Here is a 15,305-nt window from a genome sequence, read left to right as displayed (position 1 = left end):
CAATCAAAGCGCAACCGTGCTGAACGGGGGGTGAGCGGGGTTCGGGGTCGCCCTCACCCCAGCAGCGCGGTGATATCCATCGGCCGCCCGTCGCGGCGAAGCTCCACCGTCACGCGCGGCGCCATGCCCCCGCGCCCCTGGCCCGCGCGGCCGAGCACCGCACCCGCCGCGACTCTCTGCCCGACCCGCACCGCGATGCCGCCCAGCCCGGTGACGAGGCTGGTCCAGCCCGCGCCATGATCCACGATGACGATCCCGCCATAGCCGCGAAACGGCCCGGCATAGCGGATCTCGCCCCCGGCCGGCGCGACGACGGGCGCCTGCGGCCCCGTCGCCAGCGTGATGCCGCGCGCGCGAACGCCCGCATCCGAAATCTCGCCAAAGCCGGTCGCCACCCGTCCGGCGACCGGCAGGCGATAGGTGCCCGGCGGGATCGCCGGTCCCGCCGCGCCCGGCGCCAGGGGCCGCGCCACCGGGCCGGGCAGCGCCAGGAGTTCACCCGCCGTCGCCTGCGCCTCGCCACGCTCGGCCATGCGGTCGACGATGTCGCGCGCCGCCTCGCCCAGCGCCAGCGCGCGATTGGCCTCGTCCACCGCGCCGCGCCCCAGCGTGTCGGCCCGTCCGCGATGCACCGCCTCCAGCCGGGCCAGCGCCTGACGCTCACTCTCCAATTTCGCGGTGGTCGCCGACAGCGCCCGCGCCGCCAGTCCCGCCTGCGCCCGGATTCGCCGGGTCGTCGCCAGCTCGGCGCGCACCACCGCCGATCGTTCCGCGATCACCGGCGCGATGGTACCGAAGACCGCCCGGACATGCGCGACATCGGCGACCGAGCCGGGCTGCGCCACCGCCGCGAGGGGGGGCCGCGCCGCCATGCCCTGCATCGCCGCCAGCAGATGCGCGAGCGGCGCCTGCGCCCGGGCCAGCCGCGCCTGTTGCTGCGCCAGCAGCCCCGCGACCAGATCGACCCGCGCGCGCGCCGCACGCACCTCCGCCTCGGCCGCCGCGACGCGTGCGGCCATGGCCCGCTCGCGCGCCTGGGCGATGGCGGCGGCATCGCGTTCGGCATCCGCCTGTCGTTCCAGCGCCTGGGCGCGCGCCTGCGCCGCCGCCGCGCCCGCGCGGGCATCGGCCAGGCGACGCTGGTCGGCGGCGATGTCGGTCGCGCCGAGCAGCGCCAGAGCGGCCAGCGCCAGCGTCGCATGCCGCCGGGCCACGCCTATCCCTCGCGGTGATAGGGGTGGTTGGCCAGGATGCTGGTCGCGCGGAAAAGCTGTTCGGCCAGCATCGCCCGCGCCATCATGTGCGGCCAGGTCGCGCGGCCATAGGAGATGAGCAGGTCGGCGCGCGCGCGGTCGGCATCCTCGAACCCGTCCGCCGCGCCGATCATGAAGCGGCACTCGCGCACGCCGTCGTCGCGCCAGCGCTCCAACCGACGCGCGAAGTCCATCGAGGTCAGGTTTTCGCCCTTCTCGTCCATCAGGACGAGGCGCACCTGCCCCTCCAGCGGAGGGATTTTTCCGCCGGTGTCAGGAAGTTCGGTGATCCGGGTCGGCCAGCCGATCCGCTTGATATAGCGGTCGACCAGCTCGGCCTCGGGCGAACGGCCGATTCGCCCGCGCGCGACGATATGCAGCAGCACGGGCGAAACCCCTGGGCGTCAGAGGTTGCGGTCGGCCGGGCTGGCGGGGGGAGTCGGCGCATCGCCGAACGCCCACATCCGCTCGAGATTGTAGAAGGTCCGCACCTCGGGCCGGAACAGGTGGACGATGACGTCATTGGCGTCGATCAGCACCCAGTCGGCGGTCGGCAGACCTTCGATCCGCACCGAACGGCCGAACTCGGCCTTGATCTTCTCGGCGAGCTTCATCGCCATCGACGCGACCTGCCGGGTCGACCGACCGCTGGCGATCACCATGAAATCTGCGATCGACGACTTGCCCGCCAGCGGGATCGAAATCGTCTCCACCGCCTGGTCGTCGTCGAGCGAGGCGAGGATCAGGCGATGCAGCGCCTCCACCTCGGCAGGATCGGACGGACGCGGCGATTGGGGGGAAGTGGCCAAGTTAGCTCCTGTTCAGGGGACGTTTCGGCCCATATGCCGAAACCAGTCCGGATCGCGGGCCCGAAGGCCCGTGGCGGAAGTCGGGTCGGGGCGGAAGCGCAGCAGCACGAAGGCCGGCAAACTCCACATCGTCCAGTTCTTCGCCTGGCCCGGACGCCTCTGGAAACGCCTGAACCAGCCCAGCGCGGGTGTCGCGTGGGCGGCGGCATTGTACCCCGGACGGCCGATAACCGCAATCGGGATCGCGCGCGCAATCGATCGCCATCCGCGCCACCGGTGAAACTGCCGCAGATTGTCCTCGCCCATCAGCCAGATGAAGTCGTGGCCGGGGTAGCGCCGGGTGATCGCGCGCACGGTGTCGAGGGTATAGCGGGTGTGCAATTCCCGCTCGATCGCGCTGGCCCGGATCGGCGCGCGGCGCGCCATCCGCTCGGCCGAGGCCAGCCGCGCGGCGAAGGGCGCCATGTCCCCCGCCCCGTCCTTCAGGGGGTTTCCGGGCGAGACCAGCCACCACACCTCGTCGAGCCCCAAAGCGCGCATGGCGTCCAGCGAGATGCGCCGGTGCCCCCGATGGGCGGGATTGAACGACCCGCCGAGCAGTCCGATCCTCATCCCCGCGCGTCGGCCCGGATCTGACCCGTGCCCCGCCCGACCCATTTATACGTCGTCAGCCCCTCGAGCGCGACCGGCCCGCGCGCGTGCAGACGCCCGGTCGCGATGCCGATCTCCGCCCCCAGCCCGAACTCCCCGCCATCGGCGAACTGGGTCGAGGCGTTCCACAGCACGATCGCGCTGTCCACTTCGGCCAGGAATCGCTCGGCGACGGCTTCGTCCTCGGCCACGATCGCATCGGTATGGTGCGACCCGTGCGCGGCGATATGCGCTATCGCGCCCGCCACGCCGTCGACCAGCGCGACGCTGGCGATCGCATCGAGATATTCGGTGTCCCAGTCCTCCGCGCTCGCCGCCTCCAGGCCGGGCACGATCTCGCGCACCGCATCGTCGCCGCGCACCGTACAGCCCGCATCGATCAGCGCGGCGACCAGCTCGGCGGCGTGGCAATAGGCGCGGTCGATCAGCAACGTCTCCATCGCGCCGCAAATGCCGGTACGGCGCATCTTGGCGTCGCGCACGATCCGTGTCGCCATCGCATGGTCCGCCGAGCCGTCGACATAGACATGGTTGATCCCGTCGAGATGCGCGAGCACCGGCACTTTCGCCTCGGCCTGGACCCGCGCGACCAGGCTCTTGCCGCCGCGCGGGATCAGCAGGTCGATCAGCCCGTCCGCCGCCAGCATCGCGCCCACCGCCGCGCGGTCGGTGGTCGGGACCAGCTGCACCGCGTCCGCCGGACCGCCCGCCCCCGTCCAGCCACGGGCGAAGGCGGCATGGAGCGCGCGGTTGCTGTGCACCGCCTCCGAGCCGCCGCGCAGGATCGCGGCGTTGCCCGCCATCGCGCACAGCGCGGCGGCATCGACCGTGACGTTGGGACGGCTTTCATAGACGATGCCGATCACCCCCACCGGCACGCGGATGCGCGACAGGTTCAGGCCGTTGGGCCGCGTCCGCTCGTCGATCCGCTCGCCGACCGGATCGGGAAGCCCCGCCACCGCCTCGACGCCTGCGACGATGCCCGCGATCCGCTCCTCGTCCAGTTTCAGCCGGTCGAGCATCGCCGGGGACAGGTCGTTCGCCGCGCCGGCCGCGACATCCTGCGCATTGGCGGCCAGGATCGCCGGGCTGTCCTGACGGATCGCCAGCGCGGCGGCGCGCAGGGCCTGCGCCTTGGCGGCGGTCGGCATCTGCGCCAGCGTCTGCGCGGCGGTGCGGGCGCGGCGGCCCATGTCGGCGATCAGGGCGGGCATGTCGTGATGGTCGGCCATGGCGCGGCGGTATCATGGTCGGGCGGCGGGCCCAAGCATGGGAATCTTGGCCGGTGGAAAGAGCGGGCCGCGCCCCTCCACCATGCTGCGCATGGTCCCCCTCCCAAGCCCGGCTTGGGGAGGATTTGGGCGACATCATTCCTCCCCAAGCATGGCTTGGGGTGGTGGAGGGGCATTCCCACCGCTTCTGCCGAAGCCCCTCTCCATTTGTTCATCACCAATCCCTATGAAGGCCCCATGCACAGCCGTTTCGAATCCCTCCCCAACCGCCGCGCCATCGTCGACCGCCGTGCCCTTGCCGAGCAGGTGGCGGCGCTGGGCATCACCGGGCCGGAAGGGCGGACGCAGGTCACGCCGATCCTTCGCGCCGCGCTCGACGCCGGGCGGCAGGAGGTGGCGCGGCGGCTGTCCCTCCACCCCTCGCGCGGACTGGAGGCGGCCGCCGCACAGGCCTATCTGACCGATCAGGTGCTGAAGCTGCTGTTCGAATTCACCACCGAGACGCTCTACCCGCTCAGCAACCCCACGGTGGGCGAGCGGCTGACCCTGATCGCGGTGGGCGGCTATGGCCGGGGCGAGATGGCCCCCTATTCGGATGTCGATATCGGCTTCCTCACGCCCTTCAAGCAGACGCCGCATGCCGAGCAGGTCATCGAATCGATGCTCTATTCGCTCTGGGACCTGGGATTGAAGGTCGGCCATTCCAGCCGCTCGATCGACGAGATGATCCGCCAGGCGCGCGCCGACGTGACGGTGCGCACCGCGCTGCTCGAAGGGCGGTTCCTGTGCGGCGACCAGGCGCTGTATCAAGAGGCCTCACGCCGCTTCAAGTCCGAGATCCAGACCGACTCGCACCGCCAGTTCATCGCCGACAAGCTGGCCGAGCGCGACCTGCGCCATCGCAAGATGGGCGACACCCGCTATGTCGTCGAACCCAATGTCAAGGAGGGCAAGGGCGGCCTGCGCGATCTTCATGCGCTGTTCTGGATCGGCAAATATGTCTATGACGTCGACCGCGCCGCCGACCTGATCGAGCGCGGGCTGTTCACCCGCGAGGAATATCGCCAATTCCACCGCGCCGACAATTTCCTGTGGGCGGTGCGCTGCCACCTCCATACCATCACGGGACGCGCCGAGGACCGGCTGACCTTCGACGTGCAGCGCCAGATCGCCGAGCGGATGCGTTTCTCCGACCGGCCCGGCAAGGCCAAGGTCGAGCGGTTCATGCAGCTCTATTTCCTCCAGGTGAAGACGGTCGGCGCGCTGACCGGCGCGTTCCTGGCGCATCTGGACGAGCGGTTCGCGGCGCGCGGGCATCGCTTCGGCCTGCCCACGATCCGCCGCCGCCCGCGCCGGTTGAACGGCTTCGTCCTCGACCGCGGGCGGCTGGCCCTGCCGCGTGACGATTTCTTCCAGGAGGATCCGGTCCGGCTGATCGAGATCTTCCAGCTCGCCGACCGCTATGAGCTGGAGGTCCATCCGCTGGCGATGCGCGCCGCGTCGCGCGATGCCAAGCTGGCCGACGATATCCGCCGCGATCCCCGCGCCAATGCGCTGTTCCTCGACGTGCTGACCAGCCGCCACGACCCCGAACTGGTGCTGCGCTGGATGAACGAGGCGGGGGTCTTTGGCCGCTTCGTGCCCGATTTCGGCCGCGTCGTCGCGCAGATGCAGTTCGACATGTACCATCACTATACGGTCGACGAGCACACCATCCGCGCGCTGGGCCTGCTGGCGAAGATCGAGCGGCAGGAACTGGTCGAGGAACACCCGGTCGCCTCGGCGATCATCGACCAGATCGTGTCGCGGCGCGTCCTTTATGTCGCGGTGCTGCTCCACGACATCGCCAAGGGGCGGGGCGGCGATCATTCGATCCTGGGCGCCGAAGTCGCCGAGCGGCTCTGCCCCCGGCTGGGGCTGAACGAGGCCGAGACCGAGACGGTGGCGTGGCTGGTCCGCTGGCACCTGCTGATGTCGGCGACCGCGTTCAAGCGCGACCTGTCCGACTTCAAGACGATCCTCGACTTTTGCGAAACGGTGCAGAGCCCCGAGCGGCTGCGCCTGCTGCTCCTGCTGACCATCGTCGACATCCGCGCGGTCGGGCCGGGGACGTGGAACGGGTGGAAACGCCAGCTGCTCGCCGATCTCTACGACGCCGCCGAGGAGGTGCTGCGACTCGGTCACAAGCAGCGTGGCCGGGGCGAGCGGATCACGGCCAAGCAGGAACGGCTGCGCGAGACGCTGGGCTGGCCCGAGGCGCAGTTCGCCGCGCATGTCCGCCGCCTGCCCGAAGCCTATTGGATCGCCGAGCCCGAGGATGTGCTGGCGCATAATGCCCGCCAGATGGCGGCGGCGGGCGATGCGCAGCTGTCGATCGATGCGCAGGTTTACGGCGAACGCGGCGCGACCTTGGTGTCCATCTATGCCGCCGACCATCCGGGGCTGTTCTACCGCATCGCGGGGGCGATCCATGTCGCGGGCGGCAACATCATCGACGCGCGCATCCACACCACGCGCGACGGCATGGCGATCGACAATTTCCTGGTGCAGGACCCGCTGGGCCGCCCCTTCGACGATCCGGGCCAGCTGGGCCGCCTGCGCCGCGCGATCGAGGATGCGCTGGCCAATCGCAGCAAGCTGGCCGACCGGCTGGTCGCCAAGCCCTCGGTCCGTCCGCGCGCGGACGCCTTCCCGATCGCCCCCAATGTCCTGATCGACAACCGCGCCTCCAACCGCTTCACCGTGGTCGAGGTCCATGCGCGCGACCGCCCGGCGCTGCTCAACCAGCTCGCCCATGCGCTGTTCCAGTCGAAGGTGACGATCCACTCGGCGCATGTCGCGACCTATGGCGAGCGCGCGGTCGACGTCTTCTACCTGACCGACCTGACCGGCGACCGGATCACCAATGGCGGGCGGCTGAAGACGCTGGAGAAAAGGCTGCTCGGCGCGGCGGCGGGGGAAGTGCTGGAAGTGGCGGCGTGATATTCCCCCGGCCCGCCTGAGCGAATGGAGGTTCGCGCAGAGGTCGGTTTGGGTGAGCGGCAATTCCTTTCCCTCGTGGAAAGGGTTTCGGGCAAGGGACTGGTTAAGCCTCCGCCCATATCCCCACATCCGCTCGCACTGGGCGAAATCGAAGTGCACGCCCTGCCTCCGCCTCTCGCCTTCCCATCACGACCAGACCCATCCCGAGTCCCGTGGCCTTCGACTTCGCTCAGGCTGAACGGAAGGTAGGAGGTCGTGCGATCCCGCCCGCTTGCTATCCCACATCCCAACAGCCGCTCGCACTGAGCGAAGTCGAAGTGCACGCCCTGCCTCCGCCTCTCGCCTTCCCATCGCGACCAGACTCGACCGGATTCCCGTGGCCTTGGACTGCGCTCAGGCTGAACGGAAGGTGGGAGGTCGTGCGATGCCGCCCCGCCTACTATCTCACATCCCCACAGCCGTTCGCACTGAGCGAAGTCGAAGTGCACGCCCCGCCTCCGCCTCTCGCCTTCCCATCGCGACCAGACCGGGCCAGATTCCCGTGCCCTTCGACTTCGCTCAGGCTGAACGGAGCGGGGCGGTCGTGCGATGCCGCCGCTCGCGAAAACCATGACGGCATTGCTTCGAAGCAGCGCGAGAGCCCCTCCCCTTCAGGGGAAGGGTTGGGGGGGGCCTCGCCGCGAACCGCACGCTTGCGGACACGCCACACCCCCGGCCTCTCCCCTTCGGAACAGGGGTAGGTCGATCGCATGTCATTCCGCCCTGGCCCCATGGCTCCGCCCCTCCGCACGAACCCGAAAACGAAAACCCCCGGCGGCCCATCGGGCACCAGGGGTTTCAGAATCGTCGCGTCACCCGGCGGGCTCACGCCCCCGAGTCGATCCGGGTCACTTCGGGGCCAGCACCATCAGCATCTGGCGGCCTTCCATGCGCGGATAGGCTTCGACCTTGGCGACCTCGGCCACCTGCTCGGCGACGCGCTGGAGCACGTTCATGCCCAGCTGGCCGTGGCTCAGCTCGCGGCCGCGGAAGCGCATGGTGACCTTCACCTTGTCGCCCTCGCCGATGAATTCGACCACCTTCTTCATCTTGGTGTCGTAATCATGGTCGTCGATGTTCGGACGCATCTTGATCTCCTTGATCTCCTGCGTCTTCTGCGACTTGCGGGCGAGGTTCGCCTTCTTCTGCGCCTCGTACTTATACTTGCCGACGTCGAGGAACTTGGCGACGGGCGGGTCGGCGTTGGGCGACACTTCGACCAAGTCGAGGCCGAGCTCCTGGGCCTGCGCCATCGCCTCGCGCGTGTACATCACGCCAAGGTTCTCGCCCTCATGGTCGATCACGCGAACCTTGGGGCTTTGAATCCACTCGTTGAACCGAGGACCGTTCATCGGCGGCGCCTGCATCGGACGGCGCATCATGGGAGGACGTATGGGTATTTCTCCTGTGGCAATTGCGATTTCAATATAAGCGATCGGGCACAAATTTGAAAGGGCGAGACAAACGTCCCGCCCTTTCCTTTACGTCGCGCCGATTCAGCCGCGCAGATCGGGCGGAGTTGCCTCTTCGCGCAGCATGGCGATGGCCTCCTCCAGCGTCATCACCTCCTGCGCCTGGCTGCCCAGACGGCGGACGGCGACCTTGCCTTCCTCGGCCTCGCGCTTGCCGACGACCAGCAGCACGGGGACCTTGGCGACCGAGTGCTCGCGCACCTTGTAGTTGATCTTCTCGTTGCGCAGATCGGTCTCGACCCGGATGCCCGCCGCCGCCAGCTTGGCCGCCGCCTCCTCGGCATAGCCGTCCGCGTCCGACACGATGGTCGCGACCACCGCCTGCACCGGCGCGAGCCAGACGGGGAAGCGGCCCGCATAATGCTCGATCAGGATGCCGATGAACCGCTCATAGGAGCCGAAGATCGCGCGGTGGAGCATGATCGGGCGGTGCCGCTCGCCATCCTCGCCGATGTAGGACGCGTCGAGTCGCTCGGGCAGGACGCGGTCCGACTGGATGGTGCCGACCTGCCAGGTCCGGCCGATCGCGTCGGTCAGATGCCATTCCAGCTTGGGCGCATAGAAGGCGCCCTCGCCCGGCAGCTCTTCCCAGCCATAGGCTTCCGTGGCGAGCCCCGCCGCGACGACCGCATTGCGCAGTTCCTCTTCGGCCTGGTCCCACATTTCCTCGGTGCCGAAACGCTTTTCGGGGCGCAGCGCCAGCTTGATCGAATAGGTGAAGCCGAAATCCTTGTAGATCCGGTCCGCCAGTTCGCAAAAGGCGCGGACTTCCTCGACGATCTGGTCCTCGCGGCAGAAGATATGCGCGTCGTCCTGGGTGAACTGGCGCACGCGCATCAGGCCGTGCAGCGCGCCATGCGGCTCGTTGCGGTGGCAGCAGCCATTCTCATAGAGTCGCAGCGGCAGGTCGCGATACGACTTGATCCCCTGGCGGAAGATTAGGACGTGCGCTGGGCAGTTCATCGGCTTCAGCGCCATCCACTGCGCATCGTCCGAGACCAGCGGGCCCTCGTCCTCGGTGTTGGGCACCTCGTCGGGGATCACGAACATATTCTCGCGATACTTGCCCCAATGGCCCGACTGTTCCCACTGGCGCGCGTCCATCACCTGCGGCGTCTTGACCTCGCGGTAGCCGGTCGAGTCGATCGCGCGGCGCATATAGGCCTCCAGCTCGCGCCAGATGCGATAGCCCTTGGGATGCCAGAAGACCGAGCCATGCGCCTCGGCCTGGAGGTGGAACAGGTCCATCTCATTGCCCAGCTTGCGATGGTCGCGCTTGGCCGCTTCCTCGAGGCGCGTCAGATGCTCGGCCAGCTGCTTCTTGTTCAGCCAGCCGGTGCCGTAGATGCGGCTGAGCATCGCGTTCTTCTGGTCGCCGCGCCAATAGGCGCCCGACACGCGGGTCAGCTTGAAGGCGTTGGGATCGAGCTTGCCGGTCGAAGCCAGATGCGGCCCCCGGCACATGTCGAGCCAGGCATCCTCGCCCTTGCCGGCGCGATAGACGGTCAGTTCCTCGTCATCGGGCAGCTCGGCCGCCCACTGCGCCTTGAACGTCTCGCCCTGCGCGGTCCAGCGCTCGATCAGCTGCTCGCGGGTCCAGACCTCGCGGATCAGCGGCTCGTCCTTCGCGATGATCTTGCGCATTTCGGCTTCGATCGCGGGCAGGTCCTCCTCGGTGAAGGGGCGATCCTTGGGCGCGAAGTCGTAATAGAAGCCGTCGTCGGTCGCGGGACCGAAGGTGATCTGGGTGCCCGGGAACAGCGCCTGCACCGCCTCGGCCAGCACATGCGCATAATCGTGGCGCGCGAGTTCGAGCGCATCGGCCTCGTCCTTGGCGGTCACCAGCGCCAGCGCGGAGTCGCCCTCGAACGGGCGCATGATGTCGCGCAGCTCGCCATCGACGCGTGCGGCGATCGCCGCCTTGGCCAGCCCCGGCCCGATCGCGGCGGCGATGTCCGCGGGGGTAGTTCCGGGCGCGACCTCACGGACGGAACCGTCGGGCAGCGTGATACGGAACATCGCGGACATGGAACAACTCTCTTCGATAGGTGCGGATGATGCGCCTGCGCGGGATCGGCGGGCACAGCGCGGCTCTATAGGGAAGAATCCCGGCGGCGTATATGGGGTGGCTCAGGCCTGTCCCTGAACCCCGGGCAGCATCTCCAGCGCGGGGCGCGCATACCAGTAACCCTGATGATAGCGCACGCCCAGATCCCGCAAGGCCCCGGCCTCGGCGGCGGTTTCGATCCCCTCGGCGATCAGCAGCGTGTCGAGTTCGGCGCACATGCCGACCATCGCGCGCACGATGGCGCGGCGACGGGGATCGGTGTCGATGTCGCGGACCAGCTCCATGTCAAGCTTCACCTCGTCGGGCCGGAAGCGGACGAAGCGGTCTAGCCCCGAATGGCCCGCGCCGAAATCGTCGATCGCGACCGAAAAGCCGATCTGCTTATAGGTGTCGATGATCCCGCCGACATGCTCGGGCGAGCCCATCTCCTCGTTTTCGGTGAATTCGAAGATCAGCCGGTCGATCGGCAAGCCTTCGGCCTGGGCGGTGCGCAGGGTCAGCTGGATACAGGCCATCGGCGAATAGACGGCATTAGGCAGGAAGTTGATCGACAGCCGCGCATCGCCGTCCATGATTCCCGCCGCCATCGCCGTCTCGATCGCCTTGACCCGGCACGCCTGATCGAAGGAGTAGCGATTGGCCTGGGTCACCTGCGACAGCACGCTATACGCCCCCTCGCCCTCCAGCCCACGGATCAGCGCCTCATAGGCAAAGGGACGTCCGGTCATCGTGTCGACGATCGGCTGAAATGCCATCGTGAACGGGATGTCGAAATCGATACCGTCCCGGCATCCGCTACAGATTTTGCGCATTTCCATGTCCTTAGGTTATCCGCGAATAGTTAACAGCCTCCACATCCCAGGTTTTTCACAAAAAAAGGGCGGCGGTGGTCCGACTCCACCGCCGCCCTCAATTGGCGCGTCGAAGCGTCAGCTACCCTGGCCGCCGCCGCCATGGCTGGCTTGTCCGCCCTTCGACCCCGCCTCGGCGGCGCGCTCCGGATCGTTCTTGAAGTTGCCGCCGCTCTCCTGGCCGCCCTTGCGACCGGCTTCGGAGGCCTTTTCGCGATCGTTGGCGAAATTGCCCGGATTGTTCTCGCGGCCGCCGCCGCCGTTGCTATTGGCCATCTTATCTCTCCTACTGCGCCCCCGCAGCTCAAAGACGATATTAAGTCCAATCAAGTTTCTAAAAGCGAATGGATAATATTATTCTACATAAGAAGGAAATCATGATCTGGTTTATGGAACGAAGCGGCACTCCTGGCGACCATTTTGATCCATATCATTATCCGTATCAGGGCTGGGACCATCCAATTGCAACCGGACGGTGGGTGACATCCTATCCATATCACCCACCGAACGCAGCCTCATTGATCGATAGCGTACGCCACCATGACATTGACGTTGGTCGAAATCGGCATGGGGGCTAGATCGACCCGGATGGCCTCGGGCGCGGGGGGCGGAGGAGGAGGCGGTGGAGGTGCCTGATCCGCGCGGGCCGCGGACACGATGATCGTCGTGTCGGCAAAGCTCCCATCCTGAACACGCAGCAGCGCACCGAGTTTGGCGCCCGAGCTTTCGGCGATCAACCGGGCCTGTGCCTTGGCGCTGGCCAGCGCGGCTTGCATCGCCTGTTGCCGCGCCAACCGGTCATCCTTCAGCCAGAAACGCTGCAATCCGGCGTCGAGGCCACCCAGGCGCCCGATCAAGCCGACAAGCGTTCCCGCGTCCTTGATGCGCGGCGTATCGATCGACACCGGCATGGTCGCGACATAGCCCAGTATCGCGCAGGGCCCCGTCGAGAGCTGCGCCTGGCCATAGCTGTTCTGCGTGCATTCACGCGACCGGACGGGCACGATGTCGAAATCGGTCGAATGAAGCTCCATGTCGCCGCGCAGCAATCCTTCGACGCCGGTGCGAATGGCTTTCGCAGTGTCGCGCAGCCTGGCGGTCGCTTCGTCCGAGGTCGTGCCCTCGCCCCGCACGCGATACCCGACCGTGGCGCGGTCGGGCAACGTCTTGGCCGTGCCGGTGCCCGAGACCCGGATCTGGGGCGGCTCCGTCGTCTGCGCGATGGCTCCACTTGCCGATAGCAGCATCAGCATTCCGACCGTCGTTGCCTTCACGTCAGACCTCCCTTTTTATGGCGTCACACGATTCCGAACGGCACCAGATGATTGTCCTGGGTGTGCCCGACCCGTGCCCGCCCCAGATAGGGCACACCCATCTCGGTGCACCAGCGCTGGATCATGAACTCCAGCGTCTCGCCCCATTCCGGCTCATTCTCCTGCACATTGCTGACCGCGCCCAGCCGGACACCCGCCACGCCCTTCAATTGGGTGGCGTTGGCCATGGTGAACAGCATCCGGTCGATCGCATACATATGCTCGGACACTTCCTCGACGATGAGGACATGGTCGGTCAGGTCGGGAAGCCAGGGCGTGCCGATCAGGGCGTGAAGAATCGACAGGTTGAACGCCGCCGCCGGGCGTCCGTCCAGGCCGGGCTCCAGCCCCTGCCGGTCGCCGCCGGTCAGCCAGCCGAGCGAGCGTGCCACCGTCACGTCGCCATGCTGGCGCCTGATGTCGCTCGCCATCGGGCCGTGCACCGGCCGCCCGATCCGCCGGGCATAGAGCGCGGCAAGCACGAAGCCGAGATCGGAATAGCCGATATAGGTCTTGTGCCCCGCCGCCGCGTTCAGATGGGGCATGACCCGCGACAGGATGCGGTTCGATCCGTAACCGCCGCGCAGGAACCAGATCGCGTCGATGCCGGGATCGTTGGCGAATTCCAAAAAGGCCGAGGCGCGGCGTTCGTCGGACCCGGCGAAATGCCCGTCCTGCTCATAGCATTGCGGGTGGAAGATCAGGTCGACGTCCGGATAGGCGATCGCGGCGAAGGCGCTGACCGGCGCCTCGGCGGCGGGGTTGCCGATGCTGGCCGGGGCGAGGATTCCGATCTTCATGTCCTGCGTCCCTCCAGTCGCTCGTCCGGCCGGGCATTGCCCTGCACCGCCATCTCGCCGATAGCGTGACGCCATGGACAACGGCAATTCCTGTTTTCTGGTGGGCATCGGCGGATCGGGCATGATGCCGCTCGCCATGATCCTGCGCGCCCGCGGCTGGGCGGTTTCGGGCTCCGACCGGGGGCTCGACCAGGGCCGGGTCGCAGCCAAGTTCGACGCGCTGCGCCGGGCGGGCATCGCGCTGTTCCCGCAGGACGGATCGGGCGTGGTGTCGGCCGACCAGCTGGTGATCGCCTCGGCGGCGGTGGAAGAGACGGTGCCCGACATCGTCGCCGCCAACCGGCTGGGCTGCGCGCGAGCCACCCGGGCGCGGATGCTGGCGGGACTGTTCAACGACAGCGCGCTGCCCATCGGCGTCGCGGGGACCAGCGGCAAGTCGACCGTCACCGGCATGATCGCCTTCATCCTGCACGAGACGGGGCGCGACCCGACCGCGATGAACGGCGCGGTGATGAAGGATTTCGTCTCGCCCGACAGCCCCTTCGCCAGCGCGCTGGTCGGCAGCGGTGAAGCATTCGTCAGCGAGGTGGACGAAAGCGACGGCTCGATCGCCCTTTACGACCCGGCCATCGCGGTGCTGAACAATGTCAGCCTGGACCACAAGTCGCTGGAGGAATTGCGCGACCTGTTCGGCGGCTTTGCCCGGCGCGCGCGCCATGTCGTCGCCAATGCGGGCGATGCCGAGACGGCGGCGCTGCTGGCCGACATCCCCCACCTCACCACCTTCGCGGTCGAGGGGGCGGGCGATCTGGTGGCCGAGGCGCTGAAGCCCGAACCCTTTGCGATCGGCTTCGACCTGATCACGGGGGGGGCTGGCTATCATGTCCGGCTGTCGGTGCCGGGGCGCCACAATGTCTCCAACGCGCTGGCGGCGATCGGCGCGAGCGTGGCGGCGGGGGTGCCCCTGATCGACGCGATCCGCGCGGTCGAGCGCTTCACCGGGCTCAAGCGCCGGTTCGAGAAGGTCGGCGAGGCGGGCGGCGTGACCGTGATCGACGATTTCGGCCACAACCCCGACAAGATCGCCGCGACCCTGGACACGCTCCACGCCTTTCCCGGCCGGTTGCTGGTCCTGTTCCAGCCGCATGGCTATGGCCCGCTGAAGGTGATGCGCCGCGAGTTGGTCGACAGCATCGCCGCGCGGATGAAGCCCGGCGATGTGCTGGTCCTGCCCGACCCGGCCTATTTCGGCGGCACCGTCGCGCGCGAGGTGACGAGCGCCGACATCGTCGCCGACCTGCGCGCACGCGGGGTCGATGCCCGCCACATCGCCGACCGGGCGGCCGCCGCCGAGACGCTGGTCGCGGAGGCACGGCCGGGCGACCGGATCGTGGTGATGGGCGCGCGCGACGATACGCTGAGCCTGTTGGCGCAGGACATGGTGGAGCGGCTGGCGGGCCGGTAAAGGGCCGCCCGTTCGTCATTTGGCCAATCCCCACCGCCATGATAGGATCAGCGCAAACGGCCATAGGAGAACGCCTGTCATGTTCCGCCGCCTGTTTACCGAGCATCCCGAAAGCGTCGGCGAGAGCTATGTCCAGCATTTCGGCGTCGCGGCGCGGTTCGGGGGGATCATGATCGCCGGCGGCCTGGGCGCGCTGGTCCATGCGGTGGTGCCGGGGCTGTGCACCACGACCGGCAGCGACACGATCGCGCGGCTCTACGCCGAGATGGTCGCCAAGCGTCGCAAGGTCCAGGCGGCCCAGGCGCAGATGAAAAGCGTGGAATATGTGATCTGAAGCCCCCTCCCCTCCGCTCGGGCCGAACGGAGGGGA

At 68.0% G+C, this 15,305-nt stretch carries 14 protein-coding genes; 3 read left to right on the top strand and 11 right to left on the bottom strand.

The genetic code is table 11. The features are described from left to right. Positions 1-53: 53 nt before the first annotated feature. From QE363_RS04850 to QE363_RS04830, 5 genes are read right to left on the bottom strand one after another with little or no spacing between them, the layout of a single operon-like run. A complete protein-coding gene (locus tag QE363_RS04850; protein WP_309692539.1) occupies positions 54-1,214 on the bottom strand; it encodes a peptidoglycan DD-metalloendopeptidase family protein in 1,161 nt (386 codons plus the stop codon). Positions 1,215-1,216: 2 nt separating this feature from the next. Beyond that, a complete protein-coding gene (locus QE363_RS04845) occupies positions 1,217-1,639 on the bottom strand; it encodes a 23S rRNA (pseudouridine(1915)-N(3))-methyltransferase RlmH (protein ID WP_309692538.1) in 423 nt (140 codons plus the stop codon). 18 nt (positions 1,640-1,657) lie between these two features. Continuing rightward, positions 1,658-2,062, bottom strand: a complete 405-nt coding sequence (rsfS, locus tag QE363_RS04840; RefSeq protein ID WP_307102768.1) for a ribosome silencing factor — start codon at positions 2,060-2,062, stop codon at positions 1,658-1,660. A 12-nt stretch (positions 2,063-2,074) separates the two neighbouring features. Beyond that, positions 2,075-2,674 carry a nicotinate-nucleotide adenylyltransferase gene (locus QE363_RS04835; protein WP_309692534.1) on the bottom strand — a complete coding sequence of 200 codons (600 nt, stop codon included), beginning with the start codon at positions 2,672-2,674 and terminating at the stop codon, positions 2,075-2,077. Continuing rightward, on the bottom strand, positions 2,671-3,945 hold the full coding sequence (locus QE363_RS04830) for a glutamate-5-semialdehyde dehydrogenase (protein ID WP_309692531.1): 1,275 nt from the start codon (positions 3,943-3,945) through the stop codon (positions 2,671-2,673). Before QE363_RS04830 ends, QE363_RS04835 begins: the two co-directional genes overlap by 4 nt. A 237-nt stretch (positions 3,946-4,182) precedes the next feature. On the opposite strand from QE363_RS04830, the gene QE363_RS04825 reads away from it, so the two are divergent. Further along, positions 4,183-6,927: a [protein-PII] uridylyltransferase gene (locus QE363_RS04825; protein ID WP_309692528.1), complete on the top strand. Its 2,745-nt coding sequence runs from the start codon at positions 4,183-4,185 to the stop codon at positions 6,925-6,927. A gap of 887 nt (positions 6,928-7,814) precedes the next feature. Here the strand turns inward: QE363_RS04825 and infC are convergent. The 6 genes from infC to QE363_RS04795 all read right to left on the bottom strand — a co-directional run bounded on the left by infC (position 7,815) and on the right by QE363_RS04795 (position 13,470). Further along, a complete protein-coding gene (gene infC, locus QE363_RS04820; RefSeq protein ID WP_037569087.1) occupies positions 7,815-8,348 on the bottom strand; it encodes a translation initiation factor IF-3 in 534 nt (177 codons plus the stop codon). A 114-nt stretch (positions 8,349-8,462) separates the two neighbouring features. Then, the gene (gene thrS / locus QE363_RS04815; RefSeq protein ID WP_309692515.1) at positions 8,463-10,466 is read right to left on the bottom strand and encodes a threonine--tRNA ligase; all 2,004 of its coding nucleotides are present in this window, start codon (positions 10,464-10,466) and stop codon (positions 8,463-8,465) included. Between the two features lie 102 nt (positions 10,467-10,568). Then, on the bottom strand, positions 10,569-11,318 hold the full coding sequence (locus QE363_RS04810) for an EAL domain-containing protein (protein WP_309692512.1): 750 nt from the start codon (positions 11,316-11,318) through the stop codon (positions 10,569-10,571). Between the two features lie 117 nt (positions 11,319-11,435). Beyond that, positions 11,436-11,633, bottom strand: a complete 198-nt coding sequence (locus QE363_RS04805) for a general stress protein (RefSeq protein ID WP_307102756.1) — start codon at positions 11,631-11,633, stop codon at positions 11,436-11,438. Between the two features lie 239 nt (positions 11,634-11,872). Beyond that, positions 11,873-12,631, bottom strand: a complete 759-nt coding sequence (locus QE363_RS04800) for an SIMPL domain-containing protein (RefSeq protein WP_309692507.1) — start codon at positions 12,629-12,631, stop codon at positions 11,873-11,875. Positions 12,632-12,654: 23 nt separating this feature from the next. Next, the gene (locus QE363_RS04795) at positions 12,655-13,470 is read right to left on the bottom strand and encodes an LD-carboxypeptidase (protein WP_307102754.1); all 816 of its coding nucleotides are present in this window, start codon (positions 13,468-13,470) and stop codon (positions 12,655-12,657) included. A 73-nt stretch (positions 13,471-13,543) separates the two neighbouring features. Between QE363_RS04795 and murC the strand changes: the two genes are divergently transcribed. Beyond that, positions 13,544-14,935: a glutamate ligase domain-containing protein gene (gene murC / locus QE363_RS04790; protein ID WP_309692505.1), complete on the top strand. Its 1,392-nt coding sequence runs from the start codon at positions 13,544-13,546 to the stop codon at positions 14,933-14,935. Between the two features lie 79 nt (positions 14,936-15,014). Beyond that, on the top strand, positions 15,015-15,269 hold the full coding sequence (locus QE363_RS04785) for a DUF6356 family protein (RefSeq protein ID WP_309692504.1): 255 nt from the start codon (positions 15,015-15,017) through the stop codon (positions 15,267-15,269). The last annotated feature ends 36 nt before the right edge of the window (positions 15,270-15,305 follow it).

Origin of the sequence: Sphingomonas sp. SORGH_AS_0870 (genome assembly GCF_031453175.1) — a bacterium.
Lineage (GTDB): Bacteria > Pseudomonadota > Alphaproteobacteria > Sphingomonadales > Sphingomonadaceae > Sphingomonas.
This window is presented reverse-complemented; position numbering and strand designations above follow the sequence as displayed.